The organism is Aeromonas sp. S2(2024) (assembly GCF_041402505.1).
GTDB classification, from domain to species: Bacteria; Pseudomonadota; Gammaproteobacteria; order Enterobacterales; family Aeromonadaceae; genus Aeromonas; species Aeromonas media.
Genome location: NZ_JBGLRL010000002.1, coordinates 175,079 through 200,578, shown reverse-complemented (window position 1 = coordinate 200,578; position 25,500 = coordinate 175,079). Strand labels below are relative to the sequence as shown.

Here is a 25,500-nt window from a genome sequence, read left to right as displayed (position 1 = left end):
CCTTTTCGTCATGGGTTGTTCACTTCCTCCACCCGCACCCGCAGAGCTCCCTCTGCGAGCGTGGTGACCAGTTGCTGGCCCGGGCTCACCTGGGCGGCGCGGCGGATCACCTCGCCATTGGGGGTGCGGGTGATGGAGTAACCCCGCCCCAGGGTGGCCAGCGGGCTTATCCCGTCGAGGCGCGCACTCAGCATGGCGAGGCGGTGGGCGGCGAGATCCTGGCGCTTGTTCATCAGGGTATGGAGCCGCTCTTGTGCCAGCTGGTGGCGACGCTTGCCAGCGGCCAGCAGTTTTTCCGGGCTCCTGGCCTGCAAGCGCAGTTCGAGGTTCGCGAGGCGCCGCTCCCCCTGATGCAGGCGCAGATTGAGCAGGTGCTGCAGGCGGCCGGACAACTCGTCCAGACGCTGGGACTGCTGCTCCAGCCGGCGCTTGGGATCCTGATGGTCGAGCCGCTTTTGCAGCAGCGCGAAGCCGTGGCGGGCGGCGGTCTGGCGCCGGGAGATGGCCTGCACCAGGCGCTGCTTGAGGTGCACCAGGCGCTGGGCGCGGGCGCTCCTGTCCGGTGCCACCAGCTCGGCGGCGGCGGAGGGGGTGGGGGCGCGCAGATCCGCGGCGAAGTCGCTGATGGTGACGTCCACCTCGTGGCCCACGGCGCTCACCACCGGAATGGCGGAGTGGGCGATGGCGCGGGCCACCGCCTCCTCGTTGAAGCACCAGAGATCTTCGAGCGATCCGCCGCCGCGCCCGACGATGAGCACATCCACCTCGGCACGGCGGTTGGCAAGAGTGATAGCCGCGACTATCTGGGAGATGGCGGCGCTGCCCTGCACCTGGGTCGGGTAGATGAAGACCGGGAGATCCGGGGCGCGGCGCCCAAGCACCGTCAGCATGTCGTGCAGGGCGGCGCCGGTGGCCGAGGTGACCAGCCCCACGGCGCGTGGCTCGCGGGGGAGCGGGCGCTTGCGGCCCTCGTCGAACAGCCCCTCGGCGCCGAGGCGGCGCTTGAGCTCCTCGAAGCGCAGGGCCAGCATGCCGTCCCCGGCGGGTTGCATGGATTCGATGATGAGCTGGTAGTCGCCCCGGGGCTCATAGAGGGAGACCCGCGCCTGCACCAGCACCTGCATGCCATCTTGCGGCCGGAACGGCACCCGGCGGTTGTTGCCCTTGAACATGGCGCAGCGCACCTGGGCTGAGATGTCCTTGAGGGAGAAGTACCAGTGGCCCGAGCTTGGCATCGCCAGGTTGGAGAGTTCCCCAGTCAGCCACACCAGCCCCAGATCCTGCTCCAGTATCATGCGCACGGCGCTGTTGAGGCGGGTGACGGTGAAGATCTGCTGTTGCCTGCTCTGGCTGGATTTGTCGAGGTGGTTCAAGGCTGGCCCTGCTGCTGTGTCCGCCGGGGCGGGGAGAAAACGATGGGGCATACCTTACCCCAGTTCAGCCCATCCGCCGAGTCCATGTCTGTGGCAGCAGCGGCATCTGGCACCAGTTTGGCTGTGCCAGACGCCGAGCCATGGGGTCCGGCAGATGGCAGTTAGCTCTGTGGCTGCGCCTTGGCCGGTTTGGCGGCCTTGCTCGGGCTCACCACCAGCCAGACCGCGAGACAGACGATGGCGCCGCCCGCCACGAAGCCGCCGGTGAGGGTCTCGCCGAGCACCAGATAGCCCCACAGTATGCCAAAGGGCGGGATCAGGAAGGTGACCGTCAGGGAGCGCAGGGGTCCGATATCGGCGATCAGCCTGAAGTAGATCAGATAGGCGAGGGCGGTGCAGATGAAGCCGACCGCGAGCACGCTGGCCCACACCTCGGGCAGGGCCCAGTTGACGGTGGGGCCTGTCACCAGGGTGTAGCCGAAGAAGGGGAGCAGGAAGAGGCAGGCACCGAGCTGGCTGCCAAAGGCCACCAGCTTGGCGTCGAGGCCGCCCCGCTCGCTGATCCAGCGCCGGGTGAGAAAACCGGCGCAGCCATAGCAGGCGGTGGCGATGAGGCAGGCCAGCACGCCGATGGCCAGCTGACCACTCAGGTCGACCTCCCCCGTGGTGGTGGTGAGCCCTATGCCCATCAGCCCCAGCATGACGCCGCTCCATTTGCGCAAGGTCAGCGTCTCGTTGAAGAAGGAGAAGCCGATGAGGGCCCCCATCAGCGGCGTGGTGGCGTTGAGGATGGCGGAATAACCGGCGGGCAGCCAGAGCGCGGCGATGGCGTACATCAGGAAGGGCACGCCTGAGTTGATGATGCCGAGCACCATGATGGACTTGAGCTTGCACTGAAACAACATGGGAGTGCGCAGCAGCAACAGCATGGCGGCGAGCCCGACCAGGGCGAAAAAGACCCGCAGGAAGGTGGTGTTGACCGAGCCGAAGGCGGGCGCGGCGATGCGCATGAACAGGAAGCTGGCGCCCCAGATGGCCGCCAGCGCCAGCAGCCGCACGTAATCCGATGTTCTCATCTTCTCTCCCTGAATGAACCGCCCTGCTGCCCGAGATGGCAAGGGGCCTTGCATCATGGCGGCAAGCGCCCCCAATGGCAACGGCCCAGAGCAGTAGGAAAGGCGCTGATAAGGTTCCCCGATGTGACCGCCACGGGCGGCGCGTCTATATCCTCCGGGTGGGGGACTTCCCCTTCACTCCCATACAAAGAAATGAAAGCGCTATCAATCACATACAGCCAATGGTGAGGTCGACGCCGGTCACATTTTGCGCGTGTTTGCCATGAGTCGGTCACTCGGGACTCTAGACTGGTCGGGCTCATCCGAAGGCGGGACGTTGCGGATGGGGGAATGCCTGGGTACACAGGCGTCACACACAAAACAATGAAAATAAAGGACTATCAATGGCTAGATGGATACTCGCGGCCGGATTGTTGGGAACCCTGATCACGGCGCCGAGCACGGCGGCGGAATGGTTCTTCCGGGGCACCGCGAATGGATGGGTGGCGACCGCCATGACGTCGACGGACGGCGTCAACTTTGATACCTGCCAGCGCTTCGTGAGCGGGGACGCCAGCGGCGGCCCGCGCTTTAAAATCGACCGATACGGCAACTGGCAGCAGAGCTACCCGAGCGCCGACTACGCGGTCACTGCCAATACCTCCTATCAGATCCGCATCCATGCCGGCACCCAGGCCATCACCACCACGGCGGTGGCGAGTTGCGAGGCCGCGGGGTTTACCAGCACGCTGCCGCAGCTCAACGTACGCGGTACCTTCAATGGCTGGGCCAGCCTGCCCATGACGCTGGTGGCGGATCACCTGTGGCAGGCCGACGCCTACATGGATGGCAAGACCAACCAGCGGCTCAAGTTTGATCAGGCGGGGGACTGGGTCATCAACTTCGGCGACAGCAACGGCGACGGTGTGCTGGAGCGCAGTGGCGGCGACATCCTCTGGAGTGGCACCGGCAATGTTCGCTTCCAGGTCAATGACCAGACCCAGGCCTACAGCATCACGGCGCTCGGGGACGACAACCAGCCCCCCATCGCTGTCATCACCCCGGGGGGCACCCTGAATGTCGCTGTGGGGGATGCCGTGACCTTGAGCGGCAGCGACTCCACGGATCCCGACGGCCAGATAGCGAGCTATCTGTGGAGCAGCGGCGAGACCACGGAGAGTATCAGCGTCAACACAGCTCAGGCGGGCACCTTTACCTATGGCCTGACGGTCACCGACGATCAGGGGGCCAGTAGCAGCAGCAGCGTGAGCCTGGTGGTTGCCGCTGCCCAGACCGGCGGCAGCTGGTATTTCCGCGGCACCCCCAACAACTGGGGCCTGACCGCCATGACCAGCGAGGATGGAGTGACCTTCTGTACCGAGCAGACGTTTGGCAGCAGCAACCCCCGCTTCAAGATTGACCGCAAGGGGGACTGGACCGAGGCTTACCCGGCCCAGGACTATAAGGTGAGCGCCAACACCAGTTACCGCATCTGCTTCGATAGCCAGGACAAGACGCTGGAGGCGGCACCGCTCGCCGGCGCCGACAATCAGGCGCCCACCGTGACCGCCACCCCGGCCCCGGGCAGCTATGTGGATAGCCAGTCCATCACCCTGGGGGTGAGCGACGATAACGACAGCGCCCCCGCCGTTCATTTCACCACGGACGGCAGCACTCCCACCACGGCGTCCCCCCTCTACGCCGGTCAGGCCATTCTCGCCAGCGACAAGGGCAGCGGCACCGATCTGGTGATCCGCTCCCTCGCCATCGACGCCAGCGGCAATCAAGGGGTGCAGAGCTTCAGCTATCAGATTGGCGAGACCCCGGTGGCGAGCGGCGATTTTCGCGCCGAGAGCATCTACTTCCTGCTGACCGCCCGTTTCTACGATGGGGATGGGAGCAACAACTACTACAATCGGGACCGCTACAAGGCGGGGGATCCTCACTGGCGTGGCGACTTCAAGGGGCTCATCGAGAAGATCGACTACATCAAGGATCTCGGCTTCACCGCCATCTGGGTGACGCCGCCGGTGGAGAACCGCTCCGGCCTCGACTACCACGGCTATCACGCCTACGACTTCTACCGAGTCGATCCCCGTCTGGAGTCGCCGGGGGCCGGTTATCGCGAGTTCATCCAGGCCGCCCACGCCAAGGGGCTCAAGGTGATACAGGATGTGGTGATCAACCATTCGAGCCAGTACGGCCTGCGCGGCAAGACCTGGATCGATCGCCTGCCGGTCAAGTACTACGTGCCGGCAGGCTCCAGCCAGGGACTCATCAACAACGGCCCCTATCAGGGCAACCTCGGGGACTACGCCAGCGCCAACCGCTGTGACGACGACAACCCGGCGGCCCCCGACTGGTACAAGGCACGTTGCCAGTCCGATCCGGCGGGCACCCAGCCCCTGGTGGACCCCAAGACCGGCGCCACAGTGCCGAGCGCAGGCTACAACCCGAACCGCTTCTTTGGCATCGACGCCCAGACCCTGGATCCCGCCTGGTATCACCTGGACGGCTTCATGTCCGGCGGCGACTGGGAGAGCCCGCTCGCCCTGCAGCGCAAGCACATGGCGGGGGATTGCATCGATCTCGCCACCGGCAACCAGAACGTCAAGGATTACCTCAACGGCGCCATCCACCAGTACCTCGACATGGGGGTCGACGCCATTCGCATCGATACCCTGAAGCACATAGAGCGGGACGAGCTGCTGACCTATGTCCACGACTGGCAGGCCCACAAGCCGGGGCTGTTCGTCTTTGGCGAGAACCTGGTCAAGGGCACCGGCTGGGGCTCTGAGCTGGCCAATGACAACGCCTCCGCGGTGATCCGCCCCTGGTGGTATACCCGCACCACGGCCAATCCGGTGGATCCCCGCGCAGGGGGTGATTCCGGCCTCTCGGTGCTGGACTTCTCTCTCTTCTCCACCTTCCGTGACAACGTCACCAAGGGGAGCTTTGGCGGGGTGGGGGGGATCTTTGGGATGGACTGGGTCTATGGCGATGCCACCAAGCTCATCACCTTCTTCCAGAACCACGACGTGGGGCCGGACAACGACTTCAAGTACCGCTACGGCGGGGAAGAGGGCAATGCGGCCATGACCTACAACCTGCTCTGGACGGCGCGGGGCATCCCGACCCTCTACTACGGGGAGGAGGTGATGTTCCAGGCCGGCAAGCCCCAGGACATCGACGGGGCCACCATGACGGTGGATCAGACCGGTCGCGCCTATTATGGGGACGTGCTGGACAACCCGGCCACCCCGAGCCACCCGCTCTATCAGCACATCAAGCGCCTGAACCAGATCCGCAAGGCGGTGCCCGCCCTGCAGAAGGCGCCCATGAGCCAGGTGAACGAGTGGGGGAGCGGCATCAGCTTCGTGCGCGACCTGAGCGCCGAGGGCAGCTACGCCGCCGTGGGCCTCGCGGCCAACGCGGCCCAGCAGATAAGCCTAAGTGGCCTGAAGAACGGCACCTACAGGGACGTGATAACCGGCGCGAGCCAGAGCGTCAGCAACGGCAGCCTGAGCTTCCAGGTGCCCGCCTACTCGGCGCGAGTCTGGGTGTTGAACGGCCCGGGCAAGGTGGGGGTTGACGGCAAATACCTCAAATAAGGAAAGCCTGTCACTGTGTGCAGCGAGTCGGCCTTGGGGCCGACTTTTTTATGGCGCCGAGCATGACGCGGGGGATGAGAGCTGGCCCATCCCACCCAGGTCGCTCCGAGCGAGGCAAACGCAGGGTCCAGAATTGCACGTCTTTGGTGCGATTGCCCCGATATGGTGCATTTCCTTGTTGTTTGCCCTTGAACCCAATCCCGCAGAAATATGCCGTATCACCCCCATGACTCCCTCCTTATGGGCATCTTATATGCTTTAAAATGGCATTTTATCGGCATGATCTACCGAATAAACGGGTTAATCAGGAATGACCACGACATGCTTTTGAGTGGATTGGGTAAACATGCTGATCCGGCAGGGTAGCCCATCCCCGGATTGGTATGTTCCATCTGTTTCTTGATGACTATACGGAATTTAAATTCGATTTTTGATGGTATCTCGGACTCTTGTTTTGATTGGCGCTCTTTTTGCTGTGACTTGTCATGCCCATGATGGCGATGTCAGGGGCAGGGGGCCGCAAGGTCGGGGGTTGGTGTCAGCAGGCTGAATGCACCGCCGCCATCCGTGCCGGAGCGGCCTGGTTTTCGGGCAAGGGACGCCACAATCAATTCGTGTTAAGGAGTCATATGGAAGGTGAAATGACCATGCAGCCACTCTCTGTGGACAAGGGGCTGGCCCACAGCCTCAAGGATGATGTCTACGGCATGGTGCTTGGCGTCATGTTTATCGCAGTCGGCCTCAATCTGCTCAAGTGCGCCGGCATGATCACCGGCGGCATCGCGGGCATAGCCCTGCTGCTCGCCCATGTCAGCAGCCTGCCCATAGGGGTGCTCTTCTTTCTGGTCAACCTGCCCTTCCTGGTGTTTGGTTACGTCACCATGGGGCGGGCTTTCATGGTCAAGACGCTGATCGTCAACGTCGCCCTCTCGGCCGCCACCCAGGCGGTGCCGCTGCTCTTGACGGTGAGCTATGTCCACCCCCTGTTTTCGGCCCTGGTAGGGGGCACCTTCCTCGGTATGGGGGTCTTGTCCCTGGCCCGCCACAACGCATCGGTGGGGGGCATAGGCGTGGTGACGCTCTGGCTGCAAAGGCGTACCGGCATCAATGCGGGAAAGAGCCAGATGGTGCTCGATGTGCTGGTGTTTGCGCTCTCCCTGCTCACCCTGCCGCTCTCTCTGCTGCTCTGGTCCACCCTGAGCGCACTCGCCATGAACGCCATGCTGATGAACTGGCACAAACCCGGTCGCTACCAGGGGGGCTGAGTGGTGGCCCCCTGCGGGACGCGGGGGAGGGGAATTGTTAAAAAGTGACCCGAGGGGCGCTTCACGGGCATTTGGCTGCCAACGGCAAAAAAGATCATCTTGTCGCGAAAAAAGGCATGGTTACGCCTGAATTTATTGGTTTTTTGCCCCGTTGGTCGTATTAAATCGGGCTACGCCATAAAAAATTCAAAAAACTTCTTTACCACTGGCCAATGCATGAGTAAAATTTGTCGGCAATATTTTACACCCCCACTCCTCAACGGTGAGATATTGCCATGCTCAGGATTGCCAAAGAAGCGCTGACCTTCGACGATGTACTGTTGGTTCCAGCACACTCCACTGTTCTTCCGAATACCGCCGACCTGCGTACCAAGCTCACGTCTGCTATCTCCCTGAATATCCCGATGATTTCCGCTGCCATGGACACAGTGACCGAAGCCCGTCTGGCTATCGCACTGGCCCAGGAAGGCGGTATCGGCTTCATTCACAAGAACATGTCCATCGAGCAGCAGGCTGCCGAAGTGCGCAAGGTCAAGAAGTACGAGAGCGGCGTGGTCTCCGACCCCGTCACCGTACGCCCTGACATGACCATCGCCCAGATCAAGGAGCTGAGCCACAAGAACGGTTTCGCCGGTTACCCCGTGGTAACTGACGGCAACCAGCTTGTCGGCATCATCACCGGCCGTGATGTGCGCTTCGTGATCGATCTCTCCCAGACCGTTGAACAGATCATGACCCAGAAGGATCGTCTGGTCACCGTGCGTGAAGGAGCCCCTCGCGAAGAGGTGGTTGCCCTGATGCAGAAGCACCGTATCGAGAAGGTGCTGGTGGTGAACGCCGACTTCAAGTTGAAGGGCATGATCACCGTCAAAGACTTCCAGAAAGCCGAGCGCAAGCCGAACGCCTGTAAAGACGAGCGCGGCCGTCTGCGGGTCGGTGCCGCCGTCGGTGCCGGTGCCGGCAACGAAGAGCGCGTTGCCGCCCTGGTGGAAGCCGGTGTGGACGTGCTGCTGATTGACTCCTCCCATGGCCACTCCCAGGGCGTGCTGGATCGCATCAAGGCGACCCGTGATGCCTATCCTGACCTGCAAATCATCGGTGGCAACGTCGCCACCGCCGCTGGCGCCAAGGCGCTGGCTGCCGCCGGCGTCAATGCCGTCAAGGTCGGTATCGGCCCGGGCTCCATCTGTACTACCCGTATCGTGACCGGCGTGGGTGTGCCCCAGATCACCGCCATCTCCGACGCCGTGGACGCGCTGGAAGGCACCGGTATCCCGGTGATTGCCGATGGCGGCATCCGCTTCTCCGGTGACGTGGCCAAGGCCATCGCTGCTGGCGCGAGCTGCGTCATGGTGGGTTCCATGTTCGCCGGTACCGAAGAGGCGCCGGGCGAGATCGAGCTCTACCAGGGCCGCTCCTTCAAGTCCTACCGCGGCATGGGGTCCCTGGGTGCCATGTCCAAGGGCTCCAGCGACCGCTACTTCCAGACCGACAACGCCGCCGACAAGCTGGTACCGGAAGGGATCGAAGGGCGCGTGCCGTACAAGGGCCGCCTCAAAGAGATCATCCATCAGCAGATGGGCGGCCTGCGCTCCTCCATGGGGCTGACCGGCAGCGCCACCATCGACGACATGCGCACCAAGGCCGAGTTCGTGCGCATCTCGGGCGCCGGGATGAAAGAGTCCCACGTGCACGACGTGACCATCACCAAAGAAGCCCCCAACTACCGGATGGGCTGATAAAACGGGGCCCTGCGCCCCGTTTTTCCACCATTTTTTTATCCCATGCTTTTTGTGACAACATCAGCCTGATGCAGGAATAAAATGACTAAAGACATTCACGCCCACCGTATCCTTATCCTGGATTTTGGTTCCCAGTACACCCAGCTCATCGCCCGTCGCGTCCGTGAAATCGGCGTCTACTGCGAGCTGTGGGCCTGGGACGTAACCGAAGAGCAGATCCGCGAGTTCAATCCTAGCGGCATCATCCTCTCCGGCGGCCCGGAATCCGTGACCGAGGCGGGCAGCCCGCGCGCCCCCGAGTACGTGTTCAACGCCGGCGTGCCGGTGTTTGGCATCTGCTATGGCATGCAGACCATGTCCGAGCAGCTCGGCGGCAAGGTGCAGTCCTCCAACCTGCGTGAATTCGGTTATGCCCAGGTGGAAGTGTTGGGCCACTCCGGCAAGACCAGCGCCCTCTTGCGCAACATCGAAGACGCCATCGCCGACAACGGCCATGCACTGCTGGACGTTTGGATGAGCCACGGCGACAAGGTCACCGAGATCCCGGCTGGCTTCACCACCATAGCCCAGACCGCGACTTGCCCCCATGCGGCCATGGCCGATGAGGCCCGTCGCTTCTACGGCGTGCAGTTCCACCCGGAAGTGACCCACACCCGCCAGGGTGCCCGCATGCTGGAGCACTTCGTGAAAGAGATCTGCGGCTGCGAATGCCTGTGGACCCCGGCCACCATCATCGACGACGCCGTTGCCCGCATCCGCGAGCAGGTGGGTGACGACGAGGTGATACTGGGCCTCTCCGGCGGCGTGGACTCCTCCGTTGTTGCCATGCTGGTGCACCGCGCCATCGGTGATCGCCTCACCTGCGTCTTCGTCGACAACGGCCTGCTGCGCCTGAACGAAGGCACCCAGGTCATGGAGATGTTTGGCGATCACTTCGGCCTCAAGATCGTCAAGGTCGATGCCGAAGAGCGCTTCCTGTCAGCTCTGGCAGGCATCGACGAGCCGGAAGCCAAGCGCAAGACCATAGGTCGCGTCTTCGTGGAAGTGTTCGACGACGAAGCCAAGAAGCTCAAAAACGCCAAGTGGCTGGCCCAGGGCACCATCTACCCGGACGTCATCGAATCCGCCGCCAGCAAGACCGGCAAGGCCCACGTCATCAAGTCTCACCACAACGTCGGCGGCCTGCCGGAAGAGATGAAGATGGGCCTGGTGGAGCCGCTGCGCGAGCTGTTCAAGGACGAAGTGCGCCGTGTCGGCCTCGAACTCGGCCTGCCCTACGACATGCTCTACCGTCACCCCTTCCCGGGTCCGGGTCTGGGCGTGCGCGTCCTTGGCGAAGTGAAGAAAGAGTACTGCGATCTGCTGCGCAAGGCCGATGCGGTCTTTATCGAAGAGCTGCGCAAGGCCGACCTCTACAACCAGGTCAGCCAGGCGTTCGCCGTCTTCCTGCCGGTGCGCTCCGTCGGCGTCATGGGCGATGGCCGCAAGTACGACTGGGTCATTGCGCTGCGCGCCGTCGAGACCATCGACTTCATGACCGCCCACTGGGCCCACCTGCCGTACGACTTCCTCGGCCACGTGTCGAATCGCATCATCAACGAGATCAACGGCATCTCCCGCGTGGTGTACGACGTCTCCGGCAAGCCGCCCGCAACTATCGAATGGGAATAAGCGACTAACGCCTATTCCTGCGAACACGCAAAACTGTCAAAAAGGCGCCCTTGAGGCGCCTTTTCTTTTTCCAATCGTTTGCGCAACAATCTGCTCCTATAGCAGAGCCCTTGCAGGGCTGATGACGATGACTCTTTGTTGGTCGAAAGTCACTCATTCCCTTGGGCTGATGGGGCTTTCTCATTAAATGGATTATTGGTTTACCTCCGAATATGATATGAGCGTTCTATTTGGGGGTAAGGTGTCGTGGCCATTTTTGATATTGAGAAAGACGAATTACTCCGGTTCTCCGATACCCAGCTCGAAGAGTTGATAGCGCGCCTCGCCGAGGCTGAGATCGCCGCCCACGGTCATAGCCCTGCCTATGTACACTGGTCAGGCTCTATCAATGCTCCCGATGGTGGTATAGATGTGCATGTTCAAGTACCGATCGAGCAAATGAGCACGGGCTTTATTGAAAGACCCGATACGATCTTCCAAGCCAAAAAGTATCCAATGCCGAGAGCTGCGATAACCTCAGAAATGATCACTGATGGGGCATTATCACCGACGATCTCTGAGCAAGCGGCAAAGGGAGGGAGTTATATCATCGTCAGCTTGGGTGATGATTGCTCTCCTCTTATGAAGAGGGATCGCCTTAAGGCAATGAAGGATGTAATAACGGATGACCCTAATCGCTCCAATATTCACTTGGATTTTTTCGACCGTTCGAAATTGGTGCAATGGTTGCGACAGCACCCGTCAGTCATGCTCTGGGCAAAAAGAATACTTGGTCAGGGATATTCTGGGTGGCAGCCATATGGTGCTTGGAGTAATCCGCCTCAGGGGTCAGTAGATACCTTGATTTCAGCACCAGGGGTGACAATTACTCTGCCATCTGGAAAGGGGCAAAAGCTAGCCATTCAGGATGCTATCGGTCCAATGCGTGAGCTGATTCGCTCAACCAATAAAGCTGTTCGCATCACGGGATTATCCGGTGTTGGAAAGACCCGAATTGTACAGGCACTTTTCGATGAATCAGTCGGAGCAGATGCGCTCGATCGTACTATCGCAGTTTATGTTGATACTGGAGAAAGCCCAGAACCCTCTGCAACAGCAATGCTGGATCGACTGATCGCTGAGGGGCGACGGGCCATTATGATCCTTGATAATTGCCCTTCTGAATTGCACACACTTCTAGCCAGTAAAGTAGCGGCCAAAGGTACGATCAGCCTTATCACTGTTGAGTATGACATTAGAGACGACAAACCTCAGACCACAGAGGTCATCCAGATAGAAGCGGTTGGGCCTGAGGTGGCCGAACAGCTTCTTCTGCGTCGTTTTCCCAACATTGGTCGGAGTAATGCACGCCGAATAGCCGAGTTTGCTGATGGCAATGCGCGGGTTTCTCTGGCTATCGCCGAGAGAGTTGAGGAAGGTGAGAGTTTGGCTCAACTTTCTGACGTTCAGTTATTTGATCGTTTGTTCGAACAGCGAAACAATCCGGATGACGGTCTACGGGAGCAAGCTGAAATATTATCTCTAGTCTATTCATTTTCGGTTTCAACGGCTGAGGAAGGTCAAAACGAACTGGAGGTATTGGATTCTATCTCGGGGTACTCCGCAAACCAGTTGTTCCGAGCAACAAGCAAGTTGTCAGATCGCCATATCGTACAAAAGAGAGCCCATTGGCGGGCTGTCCTGCCCCATGCGATTGCCAACAGGCTGGCGTCATCGGCACTAGATAGCATCCCGATTTATCAACTCAGAAAAACCTTTGAAGCCCCCGGCCGTCAACGTTTACTCATGTCGTTCGCACACAGGTTAGGGTTGTTGCACGATCATTCCATTGCGAAAGAAATCGTTGAGGCTTGGCTTGAACCTGATGGGCTGCTTGGACGGATAACTGTGTTGGACGATAGGTCGGCGCGAATGCTGGATTATATCGCGCCGGTTGCGCCAGAAGCTCTGCTCGACAGGATCGAAGCAGTGCTTATTGCCTCTGATTTTGAAGGCATGATGCCGGGTTACAGTTCTCGGCGAACATCAATTATCAATCTTTTGCAATTACTGGCGTATGAAACGAACGCCTTCGAACGGTGTATTAGGCTCCTTATTCATATGGCGGACTATGAAGAGGAAAACAACGATAACAACTCGGTGAGAAATCAGATCACACAGTTTTTCCAAGCATATCTGTCCGGCACACATGCCTCCTTATCGCAACGCATTTCGATCATGAATGAATGTCTTACATCAGGTGTTGCTAGACGCAGGTCGTTGGGTTTCAAGATGCTTTCGACAGCCTTAGAGGATCGTTGGACTGGCTTTGGAATGAATGAGTTTGGTGCTCGGCCAAGAGACTATGGATTTAACCCCAGTCAGGATGAATTGTCTGAGTGGCGTAAAGCCTTTATCGACATTGCAGTCAAACTGGGCACCTCCAGAGATCCAGACCTTGAAGGTCCTGCTCGACAGACCCTGGCGAATGCGTTTCGAGATATGTGGGGCGAAGAAGCGATTAGGGACGTATTAGTCGATGCAGCGCACAAGTTACATGCTTATCACCCTTGGGGTGAAGGTTGGATAGCAATTCGTTCAACGATCTATTTGGACCATATCAAGCGAGAAGGCGAGGGTGATGTTGAGCCGCTACCAGACAATCTTGCCGCATTGGAGAGGGCGTTGAAGCCCCATGGTTTGGTTCCAAAAATCATGATTTATGTACTAGGTTCTGAGCTCGATTATTGGACGCAAGATACTAATTTTGAACATAGCGACACCAATGTCTTTCAAGAGTCTGAGAATCAACTTGAAGCAAAGGCGTTTAGGCTGGGTGAGGAGTTTGCTGCATCGGGATATAGGCTAAATGAGCTATGTCCCAAGCTTTTTTCCAACGATTGGTTGCCATACCGCATTTCATTCGGGAGAGGGTTGGCAAGGGGAGCACATGACTTACAAGCTGGTTGGCTGCAACTTGTTGAACAATTGGAACAACAGCCTGAAACTTGCAGGGATTTTGCTGTCTTTGGCGGTTTCATCAGAGAGGTTGACTCTATCAATCCAGCGCTAGCGGAGGAACTGCTCGATGATTGTGCCCAACATCCTGATCTTCGAAGAGTTTTGGTTGGTTTGCACCCCCTGCGAAAGTTCACAGAAACTGATCTAGACCGTTGTATGGTGCTTCTGGATGATTTTGATATTCCTCCCAGAATGTATGAACCAATCCTTTGGCAGGATAAGTATGCTCATTTGCCCAGAGATCGTGTTCTTGATCTTGCTCAGCAGCTTCTAAGTAAACCAAACGGTGATGACGTGGTTGTACATGCTCTAAGCAGGAAGCTACGTGGCAAAGAAAGTGATGAGGATACTCTTGGAGCTGATTTTCGGCGGATAGGTCTAAGAGCTGCAATCCAGAGTCTTACAAGAGAACACCGTAGCTATAGTGGGTCTATAGGTTATCGTATGGAACTAGTTGTTGAGGCTGCATTGCGTTTTGATGGTAATGAGACTGAAAAGCGGGATTGGCTGGATACGATTTTTGCTGCTGTTGACAAGCACTATGGCTACATTCATGCGTTTAAACGTGCCATTGATACGACCGCGGGATTGATGCCAGAAGCATTTCTCAATCGTATTTTTGAGGGAACTAAAGAACAACAACGTAGGCGGTTGTTTTTTATCCACCATAGCGGATTGCGACAGTCACCTATCTCCAAGATCTATGTGGATGTGTTGATTAAGTGGTGCCGCACCAAAAACGATCCTAATGTCTGGGGCGGGGTTGCAGCTGGTGTCAGCCTTTGGAAGGAGGGGGAAGATCTTGGTGGACTTACTATGTCGGAATCCGCGCTCAGGTTGTTGGAGGCGTCCCCTGAGCCTGCAATTATTCTAGAGGCATTCGTCAAGCGTGTCTGGTCTGGTAGCAGAGCAAACGTGATGCAGCCCAGAGCCGATGCAATTAGAAAATTGGTTGAACATGAGAGGGCTGACATCGCTGCGGCAGCTCGATCGGTGTCTGCAAAGCTGATTGAGTCGATCAAGGATGAGAAAGAGCGAGAACAGCGGGAGGATATGGAGCGCGAGCAGCGGTTTGAATAAAAATTGTCTGTTTCAAGTCCGGTAGGGTGCAATGAAAAAAGTGAATTGCACCTCTAATTTTTTGTGCCTCATACCTTGCGCAAAAGCCGCTCTGAAAACGGTGCAATGCGCTGCGCTTATTGCACCCTACGTGTTTCGCCAATTCGATGGGGGTGGCGGTGTTGAGCGCCATGCCTCGTCAGCAGGTAACAAAAGGGGCGATCTGCGCCCCGAATTCTTTATAATGCCCTCCTTTAAAACCGCCGGGCCCATGTCCGGCGGTACCATATGGTCTGCTTTAGCGCCGCTAGGCAGGGCCACGACAAGATTGAGAAATGGTTATGCATACCCTGGAACAGCTGCGCGCAGGTGAACTGTGCGGTGCTCGCCATTTGAAGCTTTGTGAAAATCTGACGGAGTTCCCCAGCGAGATTTTGAGCCTGAAAGAGACGCTGGAGGTGCTGGATCTCACCGGCAACCAGCTGAGCGCGCTCCCTGACGAGCTGGCCGGGTTTGGCAAACTGCGCATCATCTTCTGCTCCGAGAACCGCTTCACCGAGCTGCCCGAGGTGCTGGGGCGCTGCCCTGCACTCACCATGGTGGGGTTCAAGGCCAACCGGATCGCCACGGTTCCCGCCGCGTCACTGCCTGCGGGGCTGCGCTGGTTGATCCTGACCGACAACGCCATCGAACGGCTGCCGGACGAGCTGGGGCAGTGTGCCGCCCTGCAAAAGCTGATGCTCTCTGGCAACCGGCTGCGCGAGCTGCCGGCAAGCCTTGCCAACTGCCAGCGTTTGGAGCTGTTGCGCATCGCCGCCAACCGGCTGGAGGCACTTCCCGAGTGGCTGCTCGGTTTGCCGCGCCTCGCCTGGCTGGCCTATTCAGGCAACCCCTTTAGCGACGAGCAGGAGCGCCGACTCGGCGAGACGGCAGCCGCGGCCGAGATCCCCTGGCAGGCGTTGACGCTGGGGGAGCAACTGGGGCAGGGGGCGTCCGGGGTTATCCACAGCGCAGCACTGCACTCCGATGAGGGGACGCAGGGGGTGGCAGTCAAGCTCTTCAAGGGGGCCATGACCAGCGATGGCCTGCCTCGCTGCGAGATGGCGGTGTCGCTCGCCGCAGGCAGGCATCCCAATCTCATCGGGGTGGCGGGCCGAGTCAGCGGCCATCCCTCTGGCATGCCGGCCCTGGTGATGACGCTGATAGACCCCGGGTTTGTCAACCTGGCGGGGCCGCCGAGCCTGGACTCCTGCACCCGGGATGTCTATCCGGCGGATCTGACCTTCACTCCGAATGCGCTGCTTGCCATGGCGCAGGGGGTGGCAAGCGCCGCGCTGCATCTGCACGGGCGGGGCATCCTGCACGGGGATCTCTATGCTCACAACCTGCTGCACTCTCTGCTGCACTCTGTTCAGGAACAGGGCCGGGTGCTTCTCGGGGATTTCGGCGCCGCCTCCTGTTATGACCTCGCCGACCGCGAGCGGGCTGCCCGGCTCGAGCGTCTGGAGGTCAGGGCCTTTGGCTGTTTGCTGGAGGAGCTGCTGGCGCGCTGCCATCCCAGGGACGAGGCGCTTGGGGCGCTCCATTCACTGGCCGAAGCGTGTCTGTTGGAGACTGTGTTGCAGCGCCCCTCGTTTGCACAGATTGCTGCCCGGATAGACGCCGTGGCCACCACCATGGCGGCTGAGCCCGCCTGCGCCTGAGTGCGGTCGGCTGGACGTCATCGGACCCTCGCTCCCTGTGCAGTGGACAACAAGGCTTGCGCCGTCCCGATGAAGTTGTGATATTGATGCATCAATGCAGATGACGAGAGGAAGATGATGGAAGCGGCGTTTTGGCATCAGAAGTGGAAAGAGAACCGGATTGGCTTTCATCAGGCAGATTTCAACCGCTGGCTGCAATCCTGGTGGTCGGCGCAGCAGCAGGGTGAGCCCGTGCTGGTGCCCCTGTGCGGCAAGTCCCGCGACCTGCTCTGGCTGAGCGGTCAGGGGCATCCGGTGGATGGTTTCGAGCTCTCCGAGCTCGCCATTACCCAGTTTTTTGACGAGAACAATCTGAGTGCAGAGACAAGCGAGGTGGGCCCCTATCAGTGTCACCAGCACGACGACCTGCGCATCTATCAGGGGGATTTCTTCGCCGTCCCCGAGCTTGGCTGCCGCTACCGGCTCGCCTATGACAGGGCCGCCCTTATCGCCCTGCCGACGGCCATGCGCCGCCAGTATGCGACCCTGATGAGCCGCCTCATCGAGGCGGGTGGTCAGGTGCTGCTGGTGACCCTCGAGTATCAGCCGGAGCAGCAGGTGCAGCCGCCGTTCTCGGTGGGGGAGATGGAGGTGCGCACCCTGTTCGAACGCGACTTTAGCGTGGAGGTGCTGGGGCGCGCCGCCGAGCTGGATCACCCCAGGGTGCTCTCGGGGCAGCTCTCCTATTTCGATGAGGTGGCCTATCGCCTGATCCGCCGGGGCTGAGGTGACTACGTGATCCCGCCACTGAAGAGGAAAAGCGCGCTTCTTTACCTCCTTTGACATAGATCAACGTGACAAGTCGGGGGAATGCCTAAGATGAGGCTGTTTCTCAATCACTGCAGGTGTCGACCGATACGCTCTGGTTTGAACCATTCGGCCGTTCATCGACTCAGTGTCTGATTTTCACGCTCATGTTCACTTTTGGCGGCTCTGGTCGCAATTGATTATGGTTTTTCCAGCCGACCCTCAGGGGTCGGCTTTTTATTGCCCGCAATCTGCCGTGGGATGGGAGGGGGTCGAGGCCTGATCAGGCCTCGAAGGTGGCGGCATTGAGCCGGAAGGCCCGGGGATCGTCGATGAACTGGCCGGTGATCCGCTCGTCGTGCTCGTGGCCCAGGCCATAGCTGCAGAGGATCAGCCTATCCGAGGTGCGTGAGCGCAACTGGGTGATGAAGCGCACCAGGTCGGCGCGGCTGAGACTGCCCACCTCCTCGCGCACCCGTTCGCGTTGATCGAAGCCGAGATCCTTGTTGCCTATGCTGACCCAGAGCCGCTGGCCGCGGCTGCGCAGGTTGGCATCCCGCTCGCTGAGCTGGGCCTGCAGCCCCGCCTTGCTGTCCTGCCACTGCTGCTCGGTGAACTCCAGCATGGCCAGCGGGAAGAGATCGATGAACTCCTCCACCGCATCCAGCAGGATCTGCGGCCCCGCCACCGGCGACTGTATATAGAAGATGAGGCCGGGGTGGCGATTGAGGGGCAGGTTGCCGGCCCCCACCACGTAACCGAGCTGCTGGCGGGTGCGCAGCTCGTGGAAGAAGGTGGAGGACATGATGTGGTTGGCCAGGGTGAAGCAGGCGAGATCCCGCGCCCGGGTGGTGCGGGACTGGTAATAGACCAGCAGCGCAGAGTCTTCGTGATCGCACCCCTGCTCGCGAATGAGGGTGCCCCTGTCCTGAATGGAGATGAGGGGGCGGCGGGTCTCGGCACTGGGCTGACTTCTGACGCCGAGGTGACGCTCCAGCAGGGCGGCCAGTTCAAGCGCCTCGGCGGCGGTCCAGTCGCCGTGCACCAGGGTCTCTATGTGCACCTCGGCAAAGAGCCGGCTGACGAAGTCAGGCATTTCGTCGAGTGCTATGGTGCGCAGGTGGCGCAGCAACTGCTCGAACGGCGGGTTGTTCGGTTGCAGCAAACTGGTGAGCTGGTTGAACAGCTGGGAGATGGGTCGGGTCTTGGACTGGTTCTCCCAGTTGCGGATGAGCTGCTCCTTGATTTCACTGAAGCGCGCCGGATCCGGGTAGCCCAGGGTCCGGTTGCCGAGGATCATGTCGAGCAGCAGCGGCAACTTGTCGGCAAAGCCGCTCAGGTTGATGGTAAAGCCCCCCTGATGGGCATAGATCTGGTAACCGAGCCCGGCGAGCTCGGCCGGGTAGGTGAGGGCATTGAGGTGATCCGTGAGCAGCTCCACCGCAAGCCTGGCCATGGCGATGTGGCGCGGGCTTCTGACCGCATGCTCGCTGTCGATGGAGATATAGAGGCTCCCCTTGGGCACCCCAAACAGGTGCTCGTGCAGATGCCAGAGCCGAAAACCGGGGCGGTCGACCAGACAGGCCGGCATGTCGGCGCTGAGGGCCGGCGTTCTGGCATCGAGGCGGCTGCTGATAAAGGGGTTGGGGGAGGGCAGGTGCAAGGCGGGATCCGGCTCGCTCTGCTGCCAGCGGATCTTCTCCGCCTCGGTGATGCTCTGGACGCTGTAGGGGGTCTGATACCAGCGGGCGAGGCGATCCGTGCTCACCTCCGGCGCCTGTATGGTCACCCGAAGGTTGTGGGGGGTCAGCTTGGCGAGGAAGCGCCGGATCAGGGGCTCATCGTACTCGCGCATCATGTAGTCGCCGTGGATCAGATCGTCCGGGGCATAGCTGAACAGGTTGAGCACGAGACCCGAGACGGTGTCCAGCGCCCGGCCCCGCTCCTGGAAGCGGAAGGCCGATTCCAGCACGCTGCGCTTCTCGTCATAACGCCAGGCCTGCAAGCCATCGCGTTCGATGAGCTTCAGGTAGCCGAACAGGTCGGCGATGATGTCGTCCACATGGGCAAGCCCCAAGGGAGTGAGGCCGAAGCTCACCCCAAAGTCCTTGAAGTTGGCACCGCTGATACCGCCTCCGGCGGCGAGCTGGTTGACCCAGCCTCTTGCCTTCAGCAGAGAGAGCAGGCTGCCTTCCCCTTCGTAGCCGATGAGGTGGCTCAGGAAGGTGAGGGGTTTCTTGTCGTAGAGTGCATCCACGCTCGGCAGCGGGAAGGTCAGCGCCAGTTTGCGGGTCTCCTTGACCGGGGCTATCTGGATGCGGATGCCGAGATCATCGAGCCGGTAGAGGGGGGCCGAGAGGGCGGGGGGGCCCAGGCGGCGATCCAGAATGGTGCCAAAGAAGCGATCGCACCAGCCGAGCTGGGTTTCAATGGATGCCGGAGAGAGCATCACCAGCGCCATGCGATCCGCACTGTAGTGCGTTTCGTAGAACGCAATGAGGTCGGAGCGCAGATCCCGGCCGGGCAGATCCGCCAGGGTATCCAGGTTGCCGACCGAGAACTTGGAGAAGGGGTGGGCCGGGTTGACCGTCTCCTTGTGCACCTGATAGCTGCGGCGCACATCGTCTTGCAACTTGAGGCGGTATTCGGAGTCGACCGCGTTGCGCTCCTTGTCGACCCACTCGGGGGCGAAGGTGGGGCAGATGAAGAACTGGGAGAAGCGATCCAGCCCCGCTTCGAAGAAGCCGTTGTCGATGTCGAAGAAGAAGTTGGTGAACTCGGTGCCGGTCCAGGCGTTGTTGCTGCCCCCATGGCGACTCATGAACTGCTGGTACTCGCCGGGTTTGGGATAAGTACGAGTACCGAGGAACAGCATATGCTCAAGGAAATGGGCCATGCCCTGGCGATCGACTGGGTCATCGAAGTGGCCGGTGTTGACGGCCAGGGAGGCGGCCGATTTATCGGTCTCGGGATCGCAGATCAACAAGACCCTGAGCCGGTTTGCCAGCTCCAGATAGTGATACCGCCGATGGTCGTTGGGACTGGCATATGGGCTCATTGGGGAGTGACTCGCGGTGAATTTATTTGAATTTAAACATGATTATCGACCCCGCTATCTCACGAGGCAAACCCTTTTCTGAGAGGTAGCGCAATTGTTTCCCCCTGCATGGCGGGGTAAGATCCCCCCGCTATTTAAACAGGCCCCCTGGGCGAGGTTGTAATGAAAATCTACATCATGCGTCATGGCCAGGCTGGCATGAACGCAAAGACTGATGAACAGCGTCCACTGACCGAGCAAGGCATCGAAGAGTCCATCCACATGGCGGGCTGGTTGGCCCCTCAGCTGACAGGCTCTCTGAGCCTGGTGATCCACAGCAACTACGTGCGTGCCAGACAGACCTGGCAGGCCATCTCTGCCGAGCTGCCCGAGGCCCTGAAGGTCGAGGAGAGCGGCGAGATCACCCCCTATGGGGATCCGGCTTTCGTGGCGAGTTATCTCACCGCGCTGGCGGAGACCCACGACAATATCCTGATGGTCAGTCACCTGCCTCTGGTCGGGTATCTGGTGCAAAGTCTCTGCCCGGCGGCAGGGGCGCCCATGTTTGCCACCTCGGGTCTGGCCTGCATCGAGTGGCAAGATGGCAAGGGGGTCTTGCTCTGGCTGGAAGGACCGCATACAATACGATAAAAGTTAATAAAAAGTTACAGATTGGTTTTTTGGGGAAGAGAGAGTCGATTTTTCCGGTTTTTATACAAATTTAACGGAATTATCTCGCATAAGCTGCTGTCATACGGATACAACTGCAAGAGGTTGCAAACGATGAGAGTGTTCAAGAAGTACCTGCCACTGATGGTGGCAAAGCATGTCAAAACCTTCTTCAAGGGACGGATCTACATCCACGGCAGGGGGCGCTTCGATTTCCAGTCGGGCCTGCTGATGATGCCACTGCAAGCCGATATTCCCCATCGTCAGACGGTGCTCGAAGTCAACGAGTTGATATCGAGGCTGCACATGGATGCCGCTTGAGTTGCATCAGCATGGCCATCTCCCCCTCATGCCCGCCCTGTGCGGGCATGATTGTATCTGGGGCTGAGTGAAGCAGTTTGAGCCCGTTCAAGTTTATTTCTGGATGAGGTTGTCGCGCCCCGCATCAGTGCGCTTGCTTATCCTGTTTGCCTCTCTATACTCCCGCGAAATATCCGCCCCCTTTCTCTGGACATAGTGATGCCCCTTGCCTTTCTGTTCCCCTTCTCCTGCATGGCCATCTGGGCCGGCAACGGCATCGTCAGCAAGCTGGCGGTGGGGGTGCTCTCGCCGGCCGCTCTGGCCTGGTCCCGCTGGATGGTGGCGGCCCTGGTACTGACTCCTTTCCTCGCGCGGCGGGCCTGGCGCATGCGTGACCAGCTGCGGGCCGGTTTCTCCCGGCTGGCCATACTGGCCCTTCTCGGCATGGTGTTGAACCAGACCTTCGGTTACTACGCGGCCCAGACCCTGGGTGCCACCGAGATCGGGCTGATGATGGGACTGACCCCGCTGATGACGGTGCTGCTCAGCATCTGGCTGCTGCGCGAGCGCCCCACTTGGGGGGCCCTCGTCGGCGGCGTTATCTCCATCCTGGGGCTGACCATCTTGCTGGGGCAAGGGGACCCGACCCGCTTGTTCACCCAGGGTATTCATATCGGCTCCGTCTACATGCTGCTCTCGGCGGCCACCTATGCGCTCTACAGTGTGCTGCTCAAGCGTTGGGATCTGGGGCTCGACAACTGGTCCATGCTCTACGGCCAGGTGCTCTGCAGCCTGCTGTTCCTCACCCCCTTCTACCTGCTGGTGGATGGCAAATGGCCGGATGGCAGCGCGCTCTGGCTCATCCTCTATGCGGGGATCCCGACCTCGGCCCTCTCACCCTGGCTCTGGATGCAGGGGATAGCCCTGCTGGGGGCCAGCCGTACGGCTATCTTCATGAACTTGCTGCCGGTGATGACGGCGGCGCTGGCCATCAGCTGGCTGGGGGAGCGGCTCACCAGTTATCACCTGATTGGTGGCGGCATGACTCTGTTGGGGGTGTTGCTGGCTCAACTACTGGTCAAACCGGTGATGGTGCGGCGGCGGGTCCGGCTCGCGATGGCCACCTGCCGGGAAGATTAAGAAGAAAGACCGCCGAAAGGCGGTCTTTTTGTATGCGGGATAGCGAACCTTATTGCGCGGTCAGATAGAGGTCTTTCGAGTAGACCAGATCCTGCGGGTTCTGATAGGGGTAGCCCTTGATGTTGGGCTTGAGCAGGCGGGATTTGACGTAGAAGTAGACCGGAGCGATGGGGGCCTCCGCATCGATCAGGGCTTCGGCCTGTTGATAGAGCTGGTTGCGCTCGGCCGGATCTCTGGCGTCATGGGCCTTGGCCAGCAGGGCGTCATACTGCTTGTTGAACCACTTGCCGCTGTTGGCGCTGCTGCTGGAGGTCATGATGTCGAGGAAGGTGGAAGCATCGTTGTAATCCCCGTTCCAGGCGTAGCGACTCACCCCGAAATCCCCTTCGTTCAGGGCCGACACCATGGTCTTCCACTCCATGTTGTTGAGCTCGGCCTTGACCCCCAGGTTGTGCTTCCACATGGAGGAGATGGCCAGCGCTATCTTCTTGTGCCCCTCGTTGGTGTTGTAGAGGATGTCCACGTCCAGCGGATTCTGCGGCCCGTAGCCCGCCTCGGCGAGCAGCGTCCTGGCCTGCTTGATGCGTTCTTCCTTGCTCATCAGCTCGCTGGCCGGGCGCTTGAGTTCGAAGCCGTCCACAATGGGCGGTGTCAGGCTGAAGGCAGAGAGCTGGCCCTGTCCCAGGATCTTCTCGGTGATGGTGTCCCTGTCGATGGCAAGAGACAGCGCCTTGCGTACCTTGGGGTTATCGAACGGTTTGCGCTGGGTGTTGAACACGTAGTAGTAGGTGGCCAGGGTCGGCACGCTCACCAGCTCCTGCGGGCTCTGCTGCTTGAGCTGCTTGTACTGCTCCAGCGGATAGCTGGTGTAGTGCAGCTCGCCGGCGCGATAGCGGTTGTAGGCGGCGGTGTCGGAGACTATCTCCAGATAGAGCACCTTGTTCAGCACCGTATGCTGGTTGTCCCAGTAATAGGGGTTGCGCTCGGAGATGAGACGCTCGTTGGGAGTCCACTCCTTGAGCACGAAGGCGCCGTTGGAGACGATGTTGCCCGGCTTGACCCACTCATGTCCGAACTTCTCTATGGTCGCCCTGGGGGCCGGGAAGGTGGTGTAGTGGGAGAGGGTCTTCAGGAAGAAGGGCACCGGGTTCTTCAATGTGATCTGCAGGGTATGGGCGTCGAGTGCCTTGATGCCCAGCGCATCCGGGCTCTTCTTGCCCTGCACCACGTCACTGGCGTTGGTGACACCGGTCAGCTCGATGAACCAGGCATAGTTGGAGGCATTCTTGGGGTCCGCTGCCCGCTGCCAGCCATAGACGTAATCGGCTGCCGTCACCGGCTCGCCGTTGGACCACTTGGCATCGGGTCTCAGTTTGAAGGTGTAGACGGTGCCCGTGGGATCGAGCTCGTAGCTCAGGGCGCCGGCAGGCTGCAACTTGCCGTCGCCATCCAGGGTGTAGAGTCCTTCGAACAGATCGTTGACGATGTCGCTGCCTGCGGTCTCTTCCACCATCTGGGGGTCGATGGAGGCGGGTTCGGTGCCGATGTTGCGGATGAAGGTTTGCTGTTCTGCTGGCAGCAGCTTGGTACCGGCCGGTACCTGGGCCGCCAGCGCGGGGAGCGCGAGCAGGGCGGCAACCGCACCGGCAATGAGAGTCCTTTTCATTGAATATCCTTATGTTTTTTTGCTTCCAAAGCCAGAGCAGTGTGCGGGATTGATGGCGAGATCTCAAGAGGGGGACCGACTGGCATTGCGGGGCGAATGCCGGATGGGGAAGAGTGGAGACAGGAAGTGTGAAGTAACATTCTCGTCACGAATTAACATGATGAAAGACGCCAATCGAAGCCTTTTTTTCAGCGCTGCATGCCGTACTGACGGGGTTTTCTGGTGATTTATACGCCGGCTTAATTCGCTGCAAAAACAAAAAACAGGCGTTACATTGGGTTACAAAATAACGCTGCCGAGGATCGGCACTTTTTTTGCCGACACTTGCAAACGTTTTCAACGGCCAACGGAAACGATCTTAAAGGAACAAGAATGCGAAACATGATCACCATGGGCGAGTTCATCGTCAAGAAACAGGCGGACTACCCTACCGCGACCGGCGAGCTGACCTCCTTGCTCAGCTCCATTCGCCTGGCCGCCAAGGTGGTGAACCGGGAGATCAACAAGGCGGGGCTGGCGGACATCATCGGTTCCATGGGGGCCGAAAACGTGCAGGGGGAGGTGCAGCAGAAGCTGGACGTCTACGCCAACGAGCGCTTCAAGGCGGCGTTGGAGGCCCGTGGCGAGGTGTGCGGCATGGCGTCCGAGGAGGAGGAGGACTTCGTCTCCTTCGATTCCGAGCTCTCCCGCCACTCCAAGTATGTGGTGCTGATCGATCCGCTCGACGGCTCTTCCAACATCGATGTCAACGTCTCGGTCGGGACCATCTTCTCCATCTATCGCCGGGTCAGCAAGCCGGGCGCCGGGGTGACTCTGGAGGACTTCCTGCAGCCGGGCAACCGTCAGGTGGCCGCCGGTTATGTTGTCTACGGCTCCTCCACCATGCTGGTCTACACCACGGGCTTTGGGGTCAACGGCTTTACCTACGACCCTTCCATCGGCTGCTTCTGCCTCTCCCACGAGAACATCCGCATTCCGGAGGAGGGCAAGATCTACTCCATCAACGAGGGCAACTACATCAAGTTCCCGGACGGGGTGAAGAAATACCTGAAATATTGCCAGGAGCGGGACGAGGCGACCCACAGGCCCTACACCTCCCGCTACATCGGCTCCCTGGTGTCCGACTTCCACCGCAACCTGCTCAAGGGCGGCATCTACATCTATCCGTCCGGCACCAACTCCCCGAACGGCAAGCTGCGCCTGCTCTACGAGTGCAACCCCATGGCCTTCCTGGTGGAGCAGGCCGGTGGCAAGGCGTCCGACGGCTTTGGTCGCATCATGGATATCCAGCCCACGGCGCTGCACCAGCGTACCCCCTATTTCGTGGGCTCCACCAAGATGGTGGAGCGGGCCGAGGCCTTCATGCGGGAATTCTCCGCCCACGAGGATCCGGCCCGTCAGGGGTGATGCCAGGCGTGTCGCG

General features: G+C 59.9%; 15 protein-coding genes. 11 read left to right on the top strand and 4 right to left on the bottom strand.

Features of this window, described 5'->3' with window-relative positions:
- Positions 1 to 8: 8 nt before the first annotated feature.
- Both xseA and ACB039_RS03335 read right to left on the bottom strand, forming a co-directional pair.
- Positions 9 to 1,373 carry an exodeoxyribonuclease VII large subunit gene (xseA, locus tag ACB039_RS03340; protein WP_371165153.1) on the bottom strand — a complete coding sequence of 455 codons (1,365 nt, stop codon included), beginning with the start codon at positions 1,371 to 1,373 and terminating at the stop codon, positions 9 to 11.
- 161 nt (positions 1,374 to 1,534) lie between these two features.
- Positions 1,535 to 2,449 (bottom strand): DMT family transporter, encoded by a 915-nt coding sequence (locus ACB039_RS03335; protein WP_317840961.1) that lies wholly within the window; start codon positions 2,447 to 2,449, stop codon positions 1,535 to 1,537.
- Positions 2,450 to 2,832: 383 nt separating this feature from the next.
- Here ACB039_RS03335 and ACB039_RS03330 point away from each other — a divergent pair, with 383 nt between their 5' ends.
- The 7 genes from ACB039_RS03330 to ACB039_RS03300 all read left to right on the top strand — a co-directional run bounded on the left by ACB039_RS03330 (position 2,833) and on the right by ACB039_RS03300 (position 17,244).
- Positions 2,833 to 6,039, top strand: coding sequence for an alpha-amylase family glycosyl hydrolase (locus ACB039_RS03330; RefSeq protein WP_232092267.1), 3,207 nt, complete (start codon positions 2,833 to 2,835; stop codon positions 6,037 to 6,039).
- Positions 6,040 to 6,668: 629 nt separating this feature from the next.
- Positions 6,669 to 7,304 (top strand): YitT family protein, encoded by a 636-nt coding sequence (locus ACB039_RS03325; protein WP_171273936.1) that lies wholly within the window; start codon positions 6,669 to 6,671, stop codon positions 7,302 to 7,304.
- A gap of 275 nt (positions 7,305 to 7,579) precedes the next feature.
- Positions 7,580 to 9,043: an IMP dehydrogenase gene (gene guaB / locus ACB039_RS03320; protein ID WP_042650401.1), complete on the top strand. Its 1,464-nt coding sequence runs from the start codon at positions 7,580 to 7,582 to the stop codon at positions 9,041 to 9,043.
- An 84-nt stretch (positions 9,044 to 9,127) separates the two neighbouring features.
- Positions 9,128 to 10,717, top strand: a complete 1,590-nt coding sequence (guaA, locus tag ACB039_RS03315; RefSeq protein WP_182785603.1) for a glutamine-hydrolyzing GMP synthase — start codon at positions 9,128 to 9,130, stop codon at positions 10,715 to 10,717.
- Between the two features lie 246 nt (positions 10,718 to 10,963).
- Positions 10,964 to 14,797: a hypothetical protein gene (locus ACB039_RS03310; protein WP_371165152.1), complete on the top strand. Its 3,834-nt coding sequence runs from the start codon at positions 10,964 to 10,966 to the stop codon at positions 14,795 to 14,797.
- A gap of 320 nt (positions 14,798 to 15,117) precedes the next feature.
- Complete coding sequence (locus ACB039_RS03305; RefSeq protein ID WP_263685423.1) at positions 15,118 to 16,479, top strand: leucine-rich repeat-containing protein kinase family protein; 1,362 nt, start codon at positions 15,118 to 15,120, stop codon at positions 16,477 to 16,479.
- Between the two features lie 117 nt (positions 16,480 to 16,596).
- On the top strand, positions 16,597 to 17,244 hold the full coding sequence (locus tag ACB039_RS03300) for a thiopurine S-methyltransferase (RefSeq protein WP_043130782.1): 648 nt from the start codon (positions 16,597 to 16,599) through the stop codon (positions 17,242 to 17,244).
- A gap of 304 nt (positions 17,245 to 17,548) precedes the next feature.
- Here the strand turns inward: ACB039_RS03300 and ACB039_RS03295 are convergent, their stop codons facing one another.
- A complete protein-coding gene (locus ACB039_RS03295) occupies positions 17,549 to 20,323 on the bottom strand; it encodes an insulinase family protein (RefSeq protein WP_043130780.1) in 2,775 nt (924 codons plus the stop codon).
- A 162-nt stretch (positions 20,324 to 20,485) separates the two neighbouring features.
- On the opposite strand from ACB039_RS03295, the gene sixA reads away from it, so the two are divergent.
- The 3 genes from sixA (at position 20,486) to ACB039_RS03280 (ending at position 22,411) form a co-directional block, all read left to right on the top strand.
- A complete protein-coding gene (sixA, locus tag ACB039_RS03290; protein ID WP_043130778.1) occupies positions 20,486 to 20,953 on the top strand; it encodes a phosphohistidine phosphatase SixA in 468 nt (155 codons plus the stop codon).
- A 132-nt stretch (positions 20,954 to 21,085) separates the two neighbouring features.
- Entirely contained in the window at positions 21,086 to 21,292 is a 207-nt protein-coding gene (locus ACB039_RS03285) for a DUF1107 domain-containing protein (RefSeq protein WP_005324080.1), read from the top strand.
- Positions 21,293 to 21,490: 198 nt separating this feature from the next.
- Positions 21,491 to 22,411, top strand: coding sequence for a DMT family transporter (locus ACB039_RS03280; protein ID WP_371165151.1), 921 nt, complete (start codon positions 21,491 to 21,493; stop codon positions 22,409 to 22,411).
- A gap of 49 nt (positions 22,412 to 22,460) precedes the next feature.
- Here the strand turns inward: ACB039_RS03280 and ACB039_RS03275 are convergent, their stop codons facing one another.
- Positions 22,461 to 24,077 carry a peptide ABC transporter substrate-binding protein gene (locus ACB039_RS03275; protein ID WP_371165150.1) on the bottom strand — a complete coding sequence of 539 codons (1,617 nt, stop codon included), beginning with the start codon at positions 24,075 to 24,077 and terminating at the stop codon, positions 22,461 to 22,463.
- A 372-nt stretch (positions 24,078 to 24,449) separates the two neighbouring features.
- Here ACB039_RS03275 and fbp point away from each other — a divergent pair, with 372 nt between their 5' ends.
- Positions 24,450 to 25,484, top strand: coding sequence for a class 1 fructose-bisphosphatase (gene fbp, locus ACB039_RS03270; RefSeq protein ID WP_042650393.1), 1,035 nt, complete (start codon positions 24,450 to 24,452; stop codon positions 25,482 to 25,484).
- The last annotated feature ends 16 nt before the right edge of the window (positions 25,485 to 25,500 follow it).